We start from the raw sequence: 15,009 nt of genomic DNA on the forward strand, positions 1-15,009 counted from the left end.
GGAGACCCGACTGCATGGCCCTCTCGCTCAAGCTCCCCACCGCCGGCGGCGCGCTCGCCGACTACGCGCTGCGCGGCAGCACGCCGCCGAAGCCGCCCGCTGGCGTTCGCTTCGACCGCATCGCCTATTCGGCCGCGCACGTCGTGGCCGACCCGCTCGCGGCCATCGATCCCTGGCTGCAATGCGCGGTCGACTGGGACGCCACCCTCGCCTACCGGCGCCACCTCTACGCACTCGGCCTGGGCGTGGCGGAGGCCATGGACACCGCGCAGCGCGGCATGGGCCTGGACTGGCCGACCTCGCTCGAGCTGATCCGCCGCTCGATCGACGCCGCCAGCGACATCCCCGGCGCGCTCGTGGCCTCGGGCTGCGGCACCGACCACCTCGACCTCGACGCGGTGAAGAGCGTGGACGACGTGATCCGCGGCTACGAGGAACAGATGGCCGCCATCGAGAAGCTCGGCGGCAAGCTGATCGTGATGTGCAGCCGCGCGCTGGTGCGCGTGGCGAAGGGCCCGGCCGACTACGAGCGCGTGTACGACCGCATCCTGAGCCAGGCGAAGCAGCCCGTGGTGCTGCACTGGCTCGGCGAGATGTTCGACCCCGCGCTGGCCGGCTACTGGGGCACGACCGACGTCGATGCCGCGATGGAAACCGCGCTCGGCGTGATCGCGGCCCATCCCGACAAGGTCGACGGCATCAAGATCTCGCTGCTCGACAAGGACAAGGAGATCGCGATGCGCCGCCGCCTGCCGACCACCGGCGGCCCCGACGGCCAGGGCGTTCGCATGTACACCGGCGACGACTTCAACTACGCCGAGCTGATCGCGGGCGACGGCCACGGCAGCCACCCCGACGCACGGCAAGAGCGATGCGCTGCTGGGCATCTTCGACGCCATCGCGCCGGCCGCCAGCGCCGCGCTCGGCGAACTGGCCGCGGGCCGCGTCGAACGCTTCCACGAGATCCTCGGCCCCACCGTGCCGCTGTCGCGCCACATCTTTGCCGCGCCCACGCGCTTCTACAAGACCGGCGTGGTGTTCATGGCCTGGCTCAACGGCCACCAGAAGCACTTCACCATGGTCGGCGGCCAGCAGAGCACGCGCTCGCTGCAGCACTTCGCCGAACTGTTCCGGCTGGCCGACGCGGCCAACCTGTTCGAGCAGCCCGAGCTCGCGGTGCGGCGCATGAAGACGCTGCTGTCGCTGCACGGCGTGGAGTGAGCCCATTTATGCGCGATTTCTCGCAGAACCACGACTGGCTCTCGATCAACACCGCCACGGTGCGCAAGCAGTCGGGCGTTGAGGTGCCGCTCGACCGCATCGTCGACCAATGCGCCGAGCGCGGCATCCGCGCCATCAGCCCGTGGCGCGACCAGGTCGCGGCCGTCGGCATCGACAAGATCGCGCGCCAACTGAAGGCGCACGGCATCGGGCTTTCGGGCTACTGCCGCGGCGGCTTCTTCCCGGCGCCCGATGCCGCGGGCCTGAAGGCCGCGCTCGACGACAACCGCCGCGCCATCGACGAGGCGAAGACGCTCGACGCGCCCTGCCTCGTGCTGGTGGTCGGCGCGCTGCCCGGCGCGCTCGACGGCAAGGCGGCCTACCACGACATCGCCCGCGCACGTGGCGAGGTGCGCGACGGCATTGCGGCCTCGCTCGAGTACGCGCGCGAGGTCGGCATGCCGCTGGCCATCGAGCCCCTGCACCCCATGCAGGCGGCCGACCGCGCCTGCATCAACACGCTGGAGCATGCGCTCGACCTCTGCGACGAGCTCGATGCCGGCAGGAGCGGCATGCTCGGCGTGGCGCTCGACATCTACCACGTGTGGTGGGACCCGAAGCTGCAGCAGCAGATCGCGCGCGCGGGCCGCGAGCGCCTGCTGGCCTACCACGTGTGCGACTGGCTCACGCCCACGCGCGACCTGCTGTCCGACCGCGGGATGATGGGCGACGGCGTGGTCGAGCTCAAGAAGATCCGCGGCTGGGTCGAAGACGCCGGCTTCGCGGGCTTCAGCGAGGTCGAGATCTTCTCGAACCTCGACTGGTGGCAGCGGCCGGGGGCCGAGACGCTCGACGTCTGCATCGAGCGGCATCGCAGCGCGGTCTGAGCTCGCCCCCGGGGCGAGCAAGCCATGGCGGCCTGTGCTGCAATGCGCCCATGCCCGCCCCCAGCCTCGACGACCTGCGCCGCTACGCCGTGGCGCGCACCCTGTTCAAGCCCACGACGCTCCCCGGCGCGATCAAGAAACTCGGCTTCGTGCAGGCCGATCCGATCCGCGCGCCGGCACGCGCGCAGGACCTGACGCTGCGCCACCGCGTCAACGACTACCGCGCGGGCGACCTCGAGCGCCGCTACACGCGGCTCGCGATCGAGGAGGACTGCCTGGTCAACTACGGCTTCCTGCCGCGCGAGCACCTGGCGCTGATGCATCCGCGCGAGGCCGCGAAGCCCTGGGACGCGGAGACGCGGCGCAAGGCCGCCGAGGTGCTGGCCTTCGTGCGCGAGCGCGGCCGCGTGCATCCGCGCGAGGTCGAGCAGCACTTCGCGCACGGCCGCATGCGCAACTACTGGGGCGGCTCGGGCAATGCGTCGACGCACCTGCTCGACGGCATGCACTACCGCGGCCTGCTGCGCGTGGTGCGGCGCGACAGCGGCACGCGCATCTACGAGGCGGTCGAGCATGCGCCGGCCGACGAGAGCCCGGCCGGCCGCGCGCGCGCCGCGCGGCCGCGCTGATCGAACTGATCGTGCGCAAGTACGCGCCGCTGCCGGCCGGCAGCCTGACCTACCTGGTGCGGCTGCTCGGCTACGGTGCGCCGCACCTGGCGGCACAGACGCAGGCCGCGCTGCGCGTCGCGCGCGAGGAGCTCGCGAGCCTGCGCATCGACGGCACCACCTGGTACTGGCCGGCCGACGAGAACCCGGCCTCGCGCCGCCATGCGCCCGACGACGCGGTGCGCCTGCTCGCGCCCTTCGACCCCGTGGTGTGGGACCGCCGCCGCTTCGAGCTGCTCTGGGGCTGGACCTACAAGTTCGAGGCCTACACGCCAGCGCCGCAGCGCCAGTTCGGCTACTACGCGCTGCCGCTGCTGTGGCACGACCGCGTGATCGGCTGGGCCAACGTGAGCGCGCCCGAGGGGCGGCCCCAGCCCGCCTTCGGCTACGTGGAGGGCCGCAAGCCGCACGGCGCGGCCTTCCGCGCGGCGCTCGACGACGAACTCGGGCGCATGGCGGAGTTCCTCGCGGCGCGCTGAGCCGGCCGCGGGCCACCCCCGGCGGCCTGGGGTCTTGGCCCATGCGCGACAGGGCCGGGCGCGCCGCCTGCCTAGAATCGCCCCCGCCCCGGTGCGAGCCGGGGCAAGCGTTCTCAGGGCGGGGTGCAATTCCCCACCGGCGGTGATGGCGGCGTTCTTCGAACCGAAGGCGCCGCATGAGCCCGCGAGCGCCCGTGGCTTGCAACGAGCCGCGGGGTCAGCAGACCCGGTGCGATCCCGGGGCCGACGGTCACAGTCCGGATGAAAGAGAGCGCGAAATGCGGGCCGGCCCGCGCGCTTCTTCCGTGGAGCGTGCGGTCTGCTCCGTGGTTTCGTGCGCCCTGATTCAGGAAACCTGCTTTTGAAGAGGCACACCATGAGTCAGATCAACGACCTTCCCCTTTCCGCCATCGCCGCGACGGACGCACCGCGCGGCCAGCGCATCGCCTTCGTCGAGGCGCAGTGGCATTCCGACATCGTCCACCAGGCGCGCGACGCCTTCCTCGAGGAGATGGAGCGCCTGGGCGTGCCGCGCGATCGCATCGACGTCTTCGACGTGCCCGGTGCCTTCGAGATCCCGCTGCATGCCAAGCGGCTCGCGCTGTCGGGCCGCTATGCCGGCATCGTGGCCTGCGCGCTGGTGGTGGACGGCGGCATCTACCGCCACGAGTTCGTGGCCAGCACGGTGGTCAGCACGCTGATGTCGCTGCAGCTCGAGACCAATGTGCCGATCTTCTCGGCCGTGCTCACGCCGCACCACTTCCACGAGCACGTGGAGCACCGCAAGTACTTCCACCGCCATTTCGCGGTCAAGGGTTCCGAGGTGGCCGAGGCCTGCGTCAAGACGCTGAAAGGTCTGCAAGAGGTCGAAACGCTGCTGGCGGCCTGAACCCCGGCGCGCTAGTCTGGGCGGATGGCCTCCCCGTCATCCCCCACTTCATCGCCCTCCGCCGCGCGCGGTCGCTACACGCTCTACGGCGCGCCCGGCTCGGGCGCCACGCCCGTGCATGCGGCGCTCACGCTGATCGGTCTCGGCGACCGGGTCGACACGGTCGACATCGCGACCTGGGAAGGCGATGCCGAGCGCGAGCGCATCGCCGACCTCAACCCGATGCGCCAGGTGCCTGCGCTGATGCTGCCCTCGGGCGAGCTGATGACCGAGAGCGCGGCGATCCTGCTCTGGCTCGGCGACCGCCATCCCGAGGCCGGCCTCTGCCCCGCGCCCGGCGATGCGCTGCGCGCGCAGTACCTGCGCTGGATGGTCTACCTGCCGGCCGCGATCTATTCGATGTTCTGGGTGCGCGACGATCCCGCGCGCCTGGTGCCCGACAAGGCGGCGCAGCCCGCGATGCTCGAGCGCTCGGCCGAGCGCGTGGCCCATTGCTGGCGGCTGATGGACACGCAGATCGCCGCGCCCTCGCCCTATCTGCTCGGCGAGCGCATCGGCATGCTCGACCTCTACGTGACCGTGATGTCGCGCTGGACGCCGTGCCGCGAGCGCTTCTACCGCGAGGCGCCGCGCATGGCCGAGGTGGTGAAGCGCGTCGATGCCGAACCGCGGCTGGCCGCGTTCTGGGCCGAGCGCTTTCCGTTCACGCCGGGCTGGGAACGCGGCGAGTGACGCACGTCGATCCGCGGCTTCCGATAATCGCGCCATGACCCGCAAAGAAGCCACCACCGACTACCCGATGACGATCTACCACAAGCCCAACTGCAGCACTTCGCGCAACGTGCTGTCGTTGATCCGCGAAAGCGGCGTGGAGCCCGAGATCGTCGAGTACCTGAAGACGCCGCCGTCGAAGAAGAAGCTGCGCGAGCTCGCCGACGCGATGGGCCTGAAGGCGCGCGAACTGCTGCGCACCAAGGAAGAACCGTACGCCGCGCTGAAGCTCGACGACCCGACGTGGAGCGACGACCAGATCCTCGGCTTCATCGTCGAGCACCCGATCCTGCTGCAGCGCCCGATCGTGGTGTCGCCGCGTGGCACGCTGATGTGCCGGCCCTGGGAACGGGTGCGCGAGATCCTGCCTGCGGCCTAAGGGCTGTCCGATTCGCGCAGTGTCCAGCCGTTGCCGCTGGACGCCAGGCGATGGGTCGGCGCAAGCGCGTCGAGGAAGCGCGCATCGTGCGAGGCCACGACGAGCACGCCCGGGAAGCCCTTGAGCGCCTGCTCGAGCGCGAGCACCGAGGCGATGTCGAGATGGTTCGTGGGCTCGTCGAGCAACAGCATCTGGGCCGGTTCGCCGCGCCACAGCGCGCAGGCCAGCGCGGCCTTGAGCCGTTCGCCGCCGCTCAGTTGCGCGAGCGGCCTCAGCACCTCGCTCGCACCGAGCCCCAGCAGCGCGAGCCGGGTGCGCAGCTCGCCTTCGGACAGCGGCGAATGCAGCGCATCGAGCTGCCGCAGCAACGACCGGTCGAGCGGCATCGCGGCGCCGCCGTCCTGATCGAGCCATGCCGAGCGCAGCGGAGCCTCGCAACGCCCGGCGATCGGCGCCTGCCGTCCCGCGAGCATGCGCAGCAGGCTGGTCTTGCCGCAGCCGTTGGGGCCGCCGATGCCGATGCGCACGGGGCCCTGCAGGCACAGGTCCAGCGGCTTCGCGCCGGCTGGCTGCGCGGGCACCGCCCCCTCGAGCCACAGCACGCGGCGCCCCGCGGGAACCACCGAGTCCGGCAATGCAAGCGCAATCGCCGACGGCGGTGCCACGCCGGCGGCCGCCTCGCGCACCGCGACATCAAGCGCCGCGCGGCTCTCGCGCTGGCGCTCGTGCTCGCGGCCCGCGTGGGCCTCGGCATTGCCCTTGAGACGGCCCAGGTGGAGACCGCCTAGATTGGCATCGCGCGCCCAGGCCGCGCCGCGTGCGCTGCGCCGCTGCTGCGCGTCGTGCTGCCGGCGCAGTTCGCGCAAGGCGGCGTCGCGCTCGTTGCGCGCATGCGCGAGCCGGGCCTGCGCGGCATCGGCCTCGCGCTCGCGCCAGGCGCTGTAGGCCTGCCAGCCGCCGGTGCAGCCGCGCAGGCCGCCGGCCGGCGTGATCTCGACGATGCGGTCCATGCCCTCGAGCAGTTCGCGGTCGTGGCTCGCGACCACCACCACGCCGCGCCAGGCCGCGAGCCGCTCGCGCAGCCAGCGCCGCGCATCGGCATCGAGAGGGTTGCTGGGCTCGTCGAGCAGCAGTGCGTCGGCGCCCGAGAGAAAGGCGCCGGCCAGCGCGACGCGGGTGCGCTCGCCGCCGCTCAGGCTGTCGGCGCGGCGGTCGATGGCGAAGGGCAGGCCCGCGTCGGCGAGCGCGGCCGCGAAGCGCGCGGGCAGGTCCCAGCAGCCCTCGGCGTCATCGAAATCGGCGGGCGTGCCGTGGCCGGCCTCGATGCGCGCGAGCGCGGCGAAAGGCCGTGCGAGACCCGCGAGCGCGGCCAGGTCCACATCCGGCGCGGCGCCGGCGTTCTGCGCCACGTGCACGCAGCGCGACGGCCGCACGATCGCGCCAGCGGTGGGTTCGCGCCGGCCCGCGAGCAGGTCGAGCAGCATCGACTTGCCGGCGCCATTGCGTCCGACCAGCCCGATGCGCCCGGGCTGGAAGGTCTCGTGGAGATCGTCGAACAGCAGGGTCCCGCCCGGCAGCGCGAGGCTGGCGTGGCGCAGCTCGAAGCCGGCGGTGGCGGAAAGAGAAAAGGAAGCGTCCGGCCCTGAACCCGGGCGCGGTGCGTGCGTGCGATGAGCCATGCGGCCCTCCGATGAATCGTTGGCAAGGCGATGCACGGTGGTCATGCATCGCGGCGATCAAGGAAGGCTCAAAGGCGCATTTCGGGGGGACGCTCCGGAAAAAACGAAAGGGCCGTGAAAGGCCCCGGGCCGGTTTGGAGGCAGTCCTCCCGTGAAGGTTCCGCGACTTTTCTTCAGCGCCGCAGCAGCACCGGCAACGCCGAGGCCAGCATCGCCACGCCCGAGGCCGTCAGCAGGCTCAGCACGATCTTGCGGAAGGTGGCCTCGCTGATGCCGATGTACAGCCGCGCGCCGAGCCGCACCGGCACGAACACGGCCATCGCGACCAGGCCCAGCAGCGGGATCGTCGACACGGCGACGCCGCCGCGCGCCACGTGCAGCGAGAAGGCCACCACCAGCATCGTGAGGTTGAAGTTCTGGATCACCGCGCGCTGGGTGTCGCGCTCGAAGCCGCGCAGGGTGCACCACAGCGTGGGCACCACGCCCGAGAAGCCGCCGATGCCGGCCATCGCGCCGCCGATGGCACCGGCCACGCCGTCGGCCACCCGGCCGCCGAAGCGCACGCGCGGCAGCCGCTGCGACATCAGCATCGCGGGGCACCACAGCACCAGCACCGCGCCAAGGCAGACCTTGAACAGCTCGACGTCGAGGTGCGGCAGCAGCCAGACGCCGAAGGGAATGCCCGCGAGGCCGCCGGCGACGAAGGGCCACAACAGGTGCCGATCGAAGCGGCGGCGCACGCTGAAGGCGGTGATCAGCTGCCCGGTCATGCCACCGAACAGCGCGAGGATGGCCGCGAGCTGCGGGTCGAGGGTCCAGGCCCAGACCGACATCGCCACCATGCTGAACGCAAAGCCCGAGAGGCCCTGCACGAATCCCGCCAGCACCGCGCCGACGATCACAGAGAGATACAAGGCCTGCATGCGGCCGATGATATCGGCCGCCCCCTGCGAGCGAAGGGACTCAGGCCGAGGCCGGCACCAGCGCCGTGCGGCGCACGCGCGTCACGTTGAAGGCGCTCGCGATCAGCACGCCCTGCACCAGCGCCAGGCCCACGATCACGGCCACGTACTGGCCATGGTCCATGAGGCGGCCGAAGATCAGCGGCGCCACGGCCTGCCCGATGTCGAGGCCGGCGTAGACCACGCCGTAGACGCGGCCGGTGGCATTGGGCGGCGTCGAGCGCTTGACCAGCAGGTCGCGCGAGGGACCGGCCACGCCCGAGACGAAGCCCATGGCGCCGAACAGCACCGGCACCACCAGCGGCGGGAAGTCGGCGAAGGCCAGCACCAAGGCCAGCGCGGCGGCGATGCCGAAGCCCAGGCCCACGATGCGCTCGCAGCGCGAGGGATCGGAGGCCAGGAAGCCGCCCGCCACCATGCCGGCCGAGCTCGCCACCATGTAGACCGTGAGGCACACCGCCACGACGCCGACCGGCACCGCGTGCAGGTGGCCGGCCGCGACCGGCGCGAAGGTCTGGACCACGCTGATCACCGCCGCATAGAAGAAGAAGAAACCGAAGCACATCCACACGGCCGGGATGCGCAGGAAGTCGAACTGCCCGCCCGTCGCGGCCTCGCCCTGGCCGGTGGCCTTGTGCACGGCCTGCACGTCGAGGTCGAGCACGCGGCGGTAGACCCACAGCACCAGCAGCACCACGATCGCGAGCACGCCGGCCGAAGCCAGCGCCACGCGCCACGAGGTGGCGATGGCGATCGGCACCACGAAGGCCGGCGCCAGTGCCCAGCCCAGGCTGCCGGTGATGCCGTGCACGCTGTAGGCATGGCCCAGGCGCGTGGGCGCGACCTTGCGGTTGAACAGCGTGTAGTCGACCGGGTGGAACACGCCGTTGCCGATGCCGCCAACCACGGCGCACAGCAGCAGCATCCAGTAGCTCTGCGCTGCCGCGTAGCCGAAGGCGGCCAGGCCCAGCGCGCCCAGGCCCACGAACAGCACCGGCCGCGGGCCCAGCTTGTCGACGATGAAGCCCGAGGCGGCCTGCACGATGCACGAGACCACGAAGAACACGGTCAGCACCGCGCCCAGCTCGGTGTAGCTCACGCCGAAGGCGTCCTTGAGCCAGGGGAACAGCGGCGCCAGGATCAATTGGCTGAAGTGGCTGATCGCATGCGCCAGCCCAACCAGGCCGATCAGTTGGGCGTCCTTGCGCAGGGTGGTCGGGGCGGTGGCGTTGGGAGTGGTCGAGGCGGAGGAAGACATGGATTGCTACAAAAAACCGGGGCAAGCCCCGATGCTATGTCCGGGCCCGGCGGCAGAATGGCGATACCGCGACAACATTTGTCGAAACTATGCCAAGCGAGCCCCCCACCCCTGCGGACGGCGCCGTGCGCCCCGACAAGCCGCGCGCGGCCCCGGTGCCCGCGCCGGTCACCAGCGTGGCCTCGCTCACGCCGCACCTGTACGCGCCCGACGCGGTGCGGCCGCTGCGCGCCAAGGAACACTTCCTGAGCGCCGACACCTTCGTCGAGCTGCACCAGCATCCGTGGCCGCAGCTCACCTTCTCGACCCGCGGCGTGATCCGCCTCAACACCCAGGACGGCAGCTACATCGTGCCGCCCTCGCGCGCGGTCTGGGTGCCGGCCGACATGCCGCACAGCATCATGCTGATCGAGGACGCGGAGCTGCGCACCATCTACCTGCATGCCTGGCTGGGCCCGGCCTGGGAGAAATGCGAGGTGCTCGAGATCAGCCCGCTGCTGCGCGCGCTGATGCTGGCGCTGGACACCACGCCCGACGGCCTGCCGCCCACCGACGCGCATGCGCCGCAGCGCGAACGCATGATCGCGCCGCTGCTGGTCGACGAGCTCGAGCGCGCCACGCAGATCCGCATCGACGTGCCGCTGCCCGCCGACAAGCGGCTGCGCCAGCTCTGCGAGGCGCTGCTGCGCAACCCGGCCGACCGCGCCACCCTGGCCGAACGCGCCGCCAGCATCGGCGCCAGCGAGCGCACGGTGGCGCGCATGTTCCGCGACCAGCTCGGCATGAGCTGGCAGCAGTGGCGCCAGCAGGCGGTGATGGCGCATGCGCTGCCGCTGCTGGCACGCGGCATGGCGGTGAGCCAGGTGGCGGCGGCCAGTGGCTACGCCACCGACAGCGCCTTCTGCGCGATGTTCAAGGCCGCCACCGGGCGCTCGCCGACTTCGTTCCAGCATCGCAAGCGCGGCCCCTCGTCCGCCCACGCCTGAGGTGCTTTGCGCCGGGCGGTCACGGGGCTCTGGCAAGATCGCCGCCACCCCGCCATGAACCGACCGCTCCCCCTGCCCCTGCCCGCCGCGCCGGCCACGCCCACCTGGGGCGCCGAGATCGGGCGCCGCGTGCGCAGCCTGTTCCTGCTGAAGGCGGTCGGCACCACGGTCTTCACCTGGCTGTTCTTCATTGGCTACTTCCACCTGCTGCGCAACCCGGCCTTCCCGGTCGCGGTGATGCCGCTGACGGCGCTCGACGCGCTGGTCCCGTTCCAGCCGCACTTCCTGGGCGCCTACCTGTCGCTGTGGCTCTACGTGGGCGTGGCGCCCGGGCTGCAGCCGAACTTCCGCGAGCTGCTGGTCTACGGCCTCTGGGTCGGCGGGCTGTGCCTCACCGGGCTGGGCCTGTTCTATCTGTGGCCGACGCAGATACCTCCTCTGGCCATCGACGTTTCGGGCTATCCGGGCTTCGAGATGCTGCAGGGCGTGGACGCGGCCGGCAACGCCTGCCCCTCGATGCACGTGGCGGTGGCGATCTTCACCGCGGTGCGGCTCGAGCACGTGCTGCGCGAGGCCCGCACGCCGCTGTGGCCGCGGCTGCTGAACTGGCTGTGGTTCGCGGCCATCGCCTGGTCGACGCTGGCGGTCAAGCAGCACGTGGCGCTCGATGCACTGGCCGGCGCGCTGCTGGGCCTGGCCTTCGCGCTGCCCTCGCTGCGCTGGCGTCCGGGTTACCGAGCACGCTGATTCCCCCTTACGGCCGGCATGTCCCTGCGGTGGGAGCGGATATCATTGGCGCTCACCGACCCTAGACATACGCCGAGCGAGGAAGGGATCGATTGCAATCGATCAGCGGCTGGCAAGAGAGACCACAGGCATCGCACGATGAGTTCGCTGAAGGAATTGCAGGACCTGATCCAAGAGAAGTACGGCATCGAACCGTCGACGCTCGACCCCCATGCCTCCATGCGGGAGAAAGGCGGGCTCGATTCGCTGGCGCTGGCCGAATTCCTGTTCGCCATCGAAGACCACTTCGGCATCACCATGCCCGACGAGGACGCCAACATCGACACGCTGGCCGAACTGGCCGTGCTGGTCGACAAGGTCCGCGCCGCCAAGCCAGCGTGAACACGCCCTCGGAGGTCGCCGTCACCGGGCTGGGCGTCGTCGCCCCGCACGGCGACCATCCCGACACCCTGTTCGAAGCCCTGCTGCAGGGCCGCTCGGCCATCGCGCCGGTGTTCCCCGAACTCCCCAAGCCGGCCGCCGCCGCCACCGTCGCCTTCGACGAGAGCCGCTGGTTCACCAAGCTGCAGCTCGCGGGCGTCGACCGCGTGAGCCAGCTCGCGGTGGCCGCCGCCGATCTCGCGATGCGCGATGCCGGCATTCCCGCCCTCGCCGACAGCGGCCTCGATGCCGAGCGCGTGGGCGTCTACGGCGGCTGCGGCATGGGCGGCGCGGCCGCGCTCGAGGCCGCCTACCGCGGCAACGGCCGCGTGTCGCCGCTGACCATTCCGGCCTTCATGCCCGATGCGCCGGCGGCCCATGTGTCGATGCGCCAGGGCGTGCTGGGCCCGGTGCTCACCTACTCGGTGGCCTGCGCCTCGTCGTCGGTGGCGATCGCCGAGGCCGCCAAGGCGATCCAGCGCGGCGAGGTCGACCTGGCCATCGCGGGCGGCAGCGAAGCGCTGATCGTGCCCGGCGTGGTGCTGGCCTGGCAGGCCATGATGACGCTGGCCGGCTTCCAGCCCGGCGAGGCGGCGCGGGCGGTCCGGCCCTTCGCGGCCGACCGCAGCGGCTTCGCGCTCGGCGAGGGCGCGGCCTTCGTGGTGCTCGAGTCGGCCGAACGCGCACGCCGGCGCGGCGCGCGCATCCATGCGCTGCTCGCGGGCTGGGGCCTGAGCAGCGACGCCACCCATCTCACCAAGCCCGACGCACCCGGCCAGGCGCGCGCGCTGCGTTCGGCCCTGCGCCAGGCCGGCCTGGCACCGCGCGACGTGGGCTACTGCAACGCGCACGGCACCGCCACCCGCATCGGCGACGCGGTGGAGCGCAACGCGCTGGCCGCGGTCTGGGGCGACGATCTCGACGGCTTGCGCACCAGCTCGACCAAGGCGCTGCATGGCCACCTGCTCGGCGGCGCCGGTGCGCTCGAGGCGGTCATCACCATCCTCGCGCTGCGCGAACGCCGGCTGCCGCCCAACGTGAACGGCGGCCTGGTCGATCCCGACTGCGCGCTGAACCTGGTGGCCGCAGGCGACGCCGATGCGCCCGCGCTCGAGGCGGCGATCAGCAACTCCTTCGCCTTCGGCGGCACCAACTCCGTGCTGCTGTTCCGCCGCGCCTGAGGCCCTGTCCCGCTCAAGGGGTGGGCAGCTCGCAGATCCAGTCGACGAAGGCCGTCACCAGCGGATCGGCCGCCCGGTTCGGCGGCACGAACACGCTGTAGCCGCGGCGCGACGGCGCCTCGTGCGCGCAGGCCAGCGCCAGTTCGCCCGAGCGCAGCGCGCGCTCCACGAAATAGCGCGGCACCAGGCCCACGCCGAGGTCGGCGCGCACGGCCTCGAGCAGCATCGAGAACAGGTCGAAGCGATGGCCGGCGACGAGGTTGTCGGGCGCCTGCGTCGCGGTCGGCGCCTGCGCGAACCACTCCTCCCAGGCGCCGAGCCGCGTGCGCAGATGAAGCAGGCGCGCGTCGCGGAAATCGCCGCGCGCCATCCGGTCCCGGCCGGCCGCGCCGGGCGCGCAGACCGCCACGCAGGCCTCGGGCATCAGCGGCCGCGCCTCGGCGCCCGGCCACACGGCGTCGTCGTACTGCACGCCGACATCGAAGGGCATGTCCTCCATGTAGAGCAGCGTCGGGAACACCTGCAGGTGCAGGCTGCAGCCCGGCTGGCGCGCGGTGAAGCCCGGCAGCCGCGGCAGCAGCCAGCCCTCGGCCAGCACCGGCACCGCGCCCACGATCAGCCGCAGGCCGTCGGTGCGCCGCGCCATGGCCTCGAGCGTGTGGTCCTGCAGCCGCAGCAGGTCGCCCGCGATCTGGCCGTGGTAGCGGCGGCCGGCCTCGGTCAGCGTGGTGCCGCGCGCGGAACGCTGCACCAGCCGCACGCCGATCTGGGTCTCGAGCAGCCGCAGCTGCTGGCTCACGGCGCTGTGCGTGAGGCACAGCTCCTCGGCGGCGCGGCTCACGCCGTGGTGGCGCGCGACCGCGTCGAAGACCAGCAACGCGCGCGTGCTCGGGATGTGGCGTTTCATCGTCATCGTTAGAAAAACTGACAGCGAAGAAGATTAAACCCGAGCGCGATGCTCATCCCCCGATAAGAATCGCCGGCGGCCCGTCGTCACGAATCGATGACACGACGGTTTTTCTTTCAACCCCAGACTTCCATCGCCCGGACCCCCCGCATGCCCCGCTCGTCGTTTCGCCTCGCTCCCATCGCCCTCGCCCTTCTCTGCGCCGCCGGCGCGGCCTTCGCCCAGGGCGGCGCCATCGCCAACCCGCCGCAGGTGCGGCCCGAGGTCGACAAGGCCTACACGCAGCTGATGGCCGCGCCCGCGGTCCAGAAGCTGCTCGAGGCGGTCAAGGCCGACCACGAGCGCTCGGTCGAGGACCTGAAGCTGCTGACCGAGATCGAGGCGCCGCCCTTCAAGGAACAGAAGCGCGCCGAGGCCTTCCTCGCACGCATGAAGGCGCTGGGCCTGGCGGACGCGAAGATCGACGCCGAGGGCAACGTGGTCGGGCTGCGCAAGGGCACCGGCAACGGCCCGAAGCTGCTGGTCTCGGCCCACCTCGACACCGTGTTCCCCGCCGGCACCGACGTGAAGGTCAAGGAACGCGACGGCAAGCTCTACGCCCCGGGGATCTCCGACGACACGCGCGGCCTGTCGGTGCTGCTGTCCTGGCTCAAGGTGCTCAACGACAACAAGGTCCAGACCCAGGGCGACCTGCTGTTCGTCGGCAACGTCGGCGAGGAGGAACTGGGCAACCTGCGCGGCATGAAGGCGATCTTCCGCGACCACCTCGACATCGACGGCATGGTCGGCCTCGAGCCGGCGGCCGACGGCACGGTGCTGATCCTCGGCACCGGCAGCCACCGCTACGAGGTCAGCTTCAAGGGCCCGGGCGGCCACAGCTACGGCGCCTTCGGCCAGGTACCCAGCGCGATCCACGGCATGGGCCGCGCCATCGCCAAGATCGCCGAGGTGCGCACGCCCAGCTTCCCCAAGACCACCTTCACGGTCGGCACGGTCGGCGGCGGCACCTCGGTCAACACCATCGCGCCCGACGCGCGCATGGCGATCGACATCCGCTCCGACGACATGGGCTCGCTGCTCGAAGCAGAGAAGAAGATCCTCGCCACGCTCGACGAAGCGGTGGCCGAGGAGAACAAGCGCTGGAACGTGAACACGCTGAGCGTGAGCACCAAGCTGATCGGCGACCGTCCGGGCGGCCGCACGCCGCCCGATTCGGTGATCGTCGAGGCCGCCACGCGCGCCAACGCGGCCTTCGGCCACAAGACGCTGCTGACCGGCGCCAGCACCGACGCCAACGTGCCGATGGCGCTGGGCATCCCCGCGATCATCGTCGGCGGCGGCGGCAAGACCGGCGGCTTCCACGCGCTCAGCGAATGGATCGACGTGACCGACGGCTGGAAGGGCGCGCAGAACTCGCTGGTGACGGTGCTCGGCCTGGTCGGCGTGGCGGGCGTGAGCGAGCCGCTGCTGCCGAAGCGGCCCGCGCGCACGCGCTGAAAGGGACCGATCGGCGACCTCCTCGCGCCACCGCGGCGGCGTATGCTGTGCCCGCATATCCATTCGCACCAAGGAGGT

13 protein-coding genes, 2 pseudogenes and 1 riboswitch are annotated in these 15,009 nt (G+C 71.6%); of the genes and pseudogenes, 11 read left to right on the forward strand and 4 right to left on the reverse strand.

Translation table 11 applies throughout. The features are described 5' to 3' along the window. Window positions 1–14 precede the first annotated feature (14 nt). The 6 genes and pseudogenes from ACHMXE_RS31505 (at window position 15) to arsC (ending at window position 5,294) form a co-directional block, all read left to right on the forward strand. Window positions 15–1,221 (forward strand): annotated as a pseudogene (locus ACHMXE_RS31505) (dihydrodipicolinate synthase family protein). 8 nt (window positions 1,222–1,229) lie between these two features. Continuing rightward, a complete protein-coding gene (locus tag ACHMXE_RS31510; protein WP_395347983.1) occupies window positions 1,230–2,108 on the forward strand; it encodes a sugar phosphate isomerase/epimerase family protein in 879 nt (292 codons plus the stop codon). A gap of 50 nt (window positions 2,109–2,158) precedes the next feature. Beyond that, window positions 2,159–3,255, forward strand: a pseudogene (locus ACHMXE_RS31515) (DNA glycosylase AlkZ-like family protein). Window positions 3,256–3,360: 105 nt separating this feature from the next. Then, window positions 3,361–3,532, forward strand: a riboswitch (FMN riboswitch). Window positions 3,533–3,631: 99 nt separating this feature from the next. Beyond that, window positions 3,632–4,144 carry a 6,7-dimethyl-8-ribityllumazine synthase gene (locus ACHMXE_RS31520; protein WP_093342920.1) on the forward strand — a complete coding sequence of 171 codons (513 nt, stop codon included), beginning with the start codon at window positions 3,632–3,634 and terminating at the stop codon, window positions 4,142–4,144. Window positions 4,145–4,168: 24 nt separating this feature from the next. Next, entirely contained in the window at window positions 4,169–4,876 is a 708-nt protein-coding gene (locus tag ACHMXE_RS31525) for a glutathione S-transferase family protein (RefSeq protein ID WP_395347985.1), read from the forward strand. 34 nt (window positions 4,877–4,910) lie between these two features. Continuing rightward, window positions 4,911–5,294, forward strand: coding sequence for an arsenate reductase (glutaredoxin) (gene arsC, locus ACHMXE_RS31530; RefSeq protein ID WP_203205346.1), 384 nt, complete (start codon window positions 4,911–4,913; stop codon window positions 5,292–5,294). Here the strand turns inward: arsC and ACHMXE_RS31535 are convergent. The 3 genes from ACHMXE_RS31535 to ACHMXE_RS31545 all read right to left on the reverse strand — a co-directional run bounded on the left by ACHMXE_RS31535 (window position 5,291) and on the right by ACHMXE_RS31545 (window position 9,193). After that, window positions 5,291–6,973 carry an ABC-F family ATP-binding cassette domain-containing protein gene (locus tag ACHMXE_RS31535; RefSeq protein WP_395347987.1) on the reverse strand — a complete coding sequence of 561 codons (1,683 nt, stop codon included), beginning with the start codon at window positions 6,971–6,973 and terminating at the stop codon, window positions 5,291–5,293. The genes arsC and ACHMXE_RS31535 overlap by 4 nt on opposite strands. A gap of 173 nt (window positions 6,974–7,146) precedes the next feature. Further along, entirely contained in the window at window positions 7,147–7,896 is a 750-nt protein-coding gene (locus ACHMXE_RS31540; RefSeq protein WP_395347988.1) for a sulfite exporter TauE/SafE family protein, read from the reverse strand. Window positions 7,897–7,936: 40 nt separating this feature from the next. Then, complete coding sequence (locus ACHMXE_RS31545) at window positions 7,937–9,193, reverse strand: MFS transporter (RefSeq protein ID WP_395347990.1); 1,257 nt, start codon at window positions 9,191–9,193, stop codon at window positions 7,937–7,939. An 89-nt stretch (window positions 9,194–9,282) separates the two neighbouring features. On the opposite strand from ACHMXE_RS31545, the gene ACHMXE_RS31550 reads away from it, so the two are divergent. The 4 genes from ACHMXE_RS31550 (at window position 9,283) to ACHMXE_RS31565 (ending at window position 12,527) form a co-directional block, all read left to right on the forward strand. Further along, a complete protein-coding gene (locus tag ACHMXE_RS31550) occupies window positions 9,283–10,179 on the forward strand; it encodes an AraC family transcriptional regulator (protein WP_395347992.1) in 897 nt (298 codons plus the stop codon). Between the two features lie 54 nt (window positions 10,180–10,233). Then, complete coding sequence (locus ACHMXE_RS31555) at window positions 10,234–10,926, forward strand: phosphatase PAP2 family protein (protein ID WP_395347993.1); 693 nt, start codon at window positions 10,234–10,236, stop codon at window positions 10,924–10,926. 138 nt (window positions 10,927–11,064) lie between these two features. Continuing rightward, window positions 11,065–11,307, forward strand: a complete 243-nt coding sequence (locus ACHMXE_RS31560) for an acyl carrier protein (RefSeq protein ID WP_057597863.1) — start codon at window positions 11,065–11,067, stop codon at window positions 11,305–11,307. Continuing rightward, on the forward strand, window positions 11,304–12,527 hold the full coding sequence (locus ACHMXE_RS31565) for a beta-ketoacyl-[acyl-carrier-protein] synthase family protein (RefSeq protein WP_395347994.1): 1,224 nt from the start codon (window positions 11,304–11,306) through the stop codon (window positions 12,525–12,527). Before ACHMXE_RS31560 ends, ACHMXE_RS31565 begins: the two co-directional genes overlap by 4 nt. Window positions 12,528–12,540: 13 nt before the next feature. Here the strand turns inward: ACHMXE_RS31565 and ACHMXE_RS31570 are convergent, their stop codons facing one another. Continuing rightward, the gene (locus ACHMXE_RS31570; protein WP_395347995.1) at window positions 12,541–13,434 is read right to left on the reverse strand and encodes a LysR substrate-binding domain-containing protein; all 894 of its coding nucleotides are present in this window, start codon (window positions 13,432–13,434) and stop codon (window positions 12,541–12,543) included. Window positions 13,435–13,584: 150 nt separating this feature from the next. On the opposite strand from ACHMXE_RS31570, the gene ACHMXE_RS31575 reads away from it, so the two are divergent. Beyond that, window positions 13,585–14,931: a M20/M25/M40 family metallo-hydrolase gene (locus ACHMXE_RS31575; RefSeq protein ID WP_395347996.1), complete on the forward strand. Its 1,347-nt coding sequence runs from the start codon at window positions 13,585–13,587 to the stop codon at window positions 14,929–14,931. The last annotated feature ends 78 nt before the right edge of the window (window positions 14,932–15,009 follow it).

The sequence above is a fragment of the Variovorax sp. UC122_21 genome, assembly GCF_044056785.1.
Lineage (GTDB): Bacteria > Pseudomonadota > Gammaproteobacteria > Burkholderiales > Burkholderiaceae_C > Variovorax.

Coding starts and splice junctions, on each gene's coding strand:
- ACHMXE_RS31545 (WP_395347990.1), bottom strand. CDS start 9,193: ATGTCTTCCTCCGCCTCGACCACTCCCAACGCCACCGCCCCGACCACC.
- ACHMXE_RS31575 (WP_395347996.1), top strand. CDS start 13,585: ATGCCCCGCTCGTCGTTTCGCCTCGCTCCCATCGCCCTCGCCCTTCTC.
- ACHMXE_RS31535 (WP_395347987.1), bottom strand. CDS start 6,973: ATGGCTCATCGCACGCACGCACCGCGCCCGGGTTCAGGGCCGGACGCT.
- ACHMXE_RS31550 (WP_395347992.1), top strand. CDS start 9,283: ATGCCAAGCGAGCCCCCCACCCCTGCGGACGGCGCCGTGCGCCCCGAC.
- ACHMXE_RS31525 (WP_395347985.1), top strand. CDS start 4,169: ATGGCCTCCCCGTCATCCCCCACTTCATCGCCCTCCGCCGCGCGCGGT.
- ACHMXE_RS31555 (WP_395347993.1), top strand. CDS start 10,234: ATGAACCGACCGCTCCCCCTGCCCCTGCCCGCCGCGCCGGCCACGCCC.
- ACHMXE_RS31560 (WP_057597863.1), top strand. CDS start 11,065: ATGAGTTCGCTGAAGGAATTGCAGGACCTGATCCAAGAGAAGTACGGC.
- ACHMXE_RS31540 (WP_395347988.1), bottom strand. CDS start 7,896: ATGCAGGCCTTGTATCTCTCTGTGATCGTCGGCGCGGTGCTGGCGGGA.
- ACHMXE_RS31510 (WP_395347983.1), top strand. CDS start 1,230: ATGCGCGATTTCTCGCAGAACCACGACTGGCTCTCGATCAACACCGCC.
- arsC (WP_203205346.1), top strand. CDS start 4,911: ATGACCCGCAAAGAAGCCACCACCGACTACCCGATGACGATCTACCAC.
- ACHMXE_RS31570 (WP_395347995.1), bottom strand. CDS start 13,434: ATGAAACGCCACATCCCGAGCACGCGCGCGTTGCTGGTCTTCGACGCG.
- ACHMXE_RS31520 (WP_093342920.1), top strand. CDS start 3,632: ATGAGTCAGATCAACGACCTTCCCCTTTCCGCCATCGCCGCGACGGAC.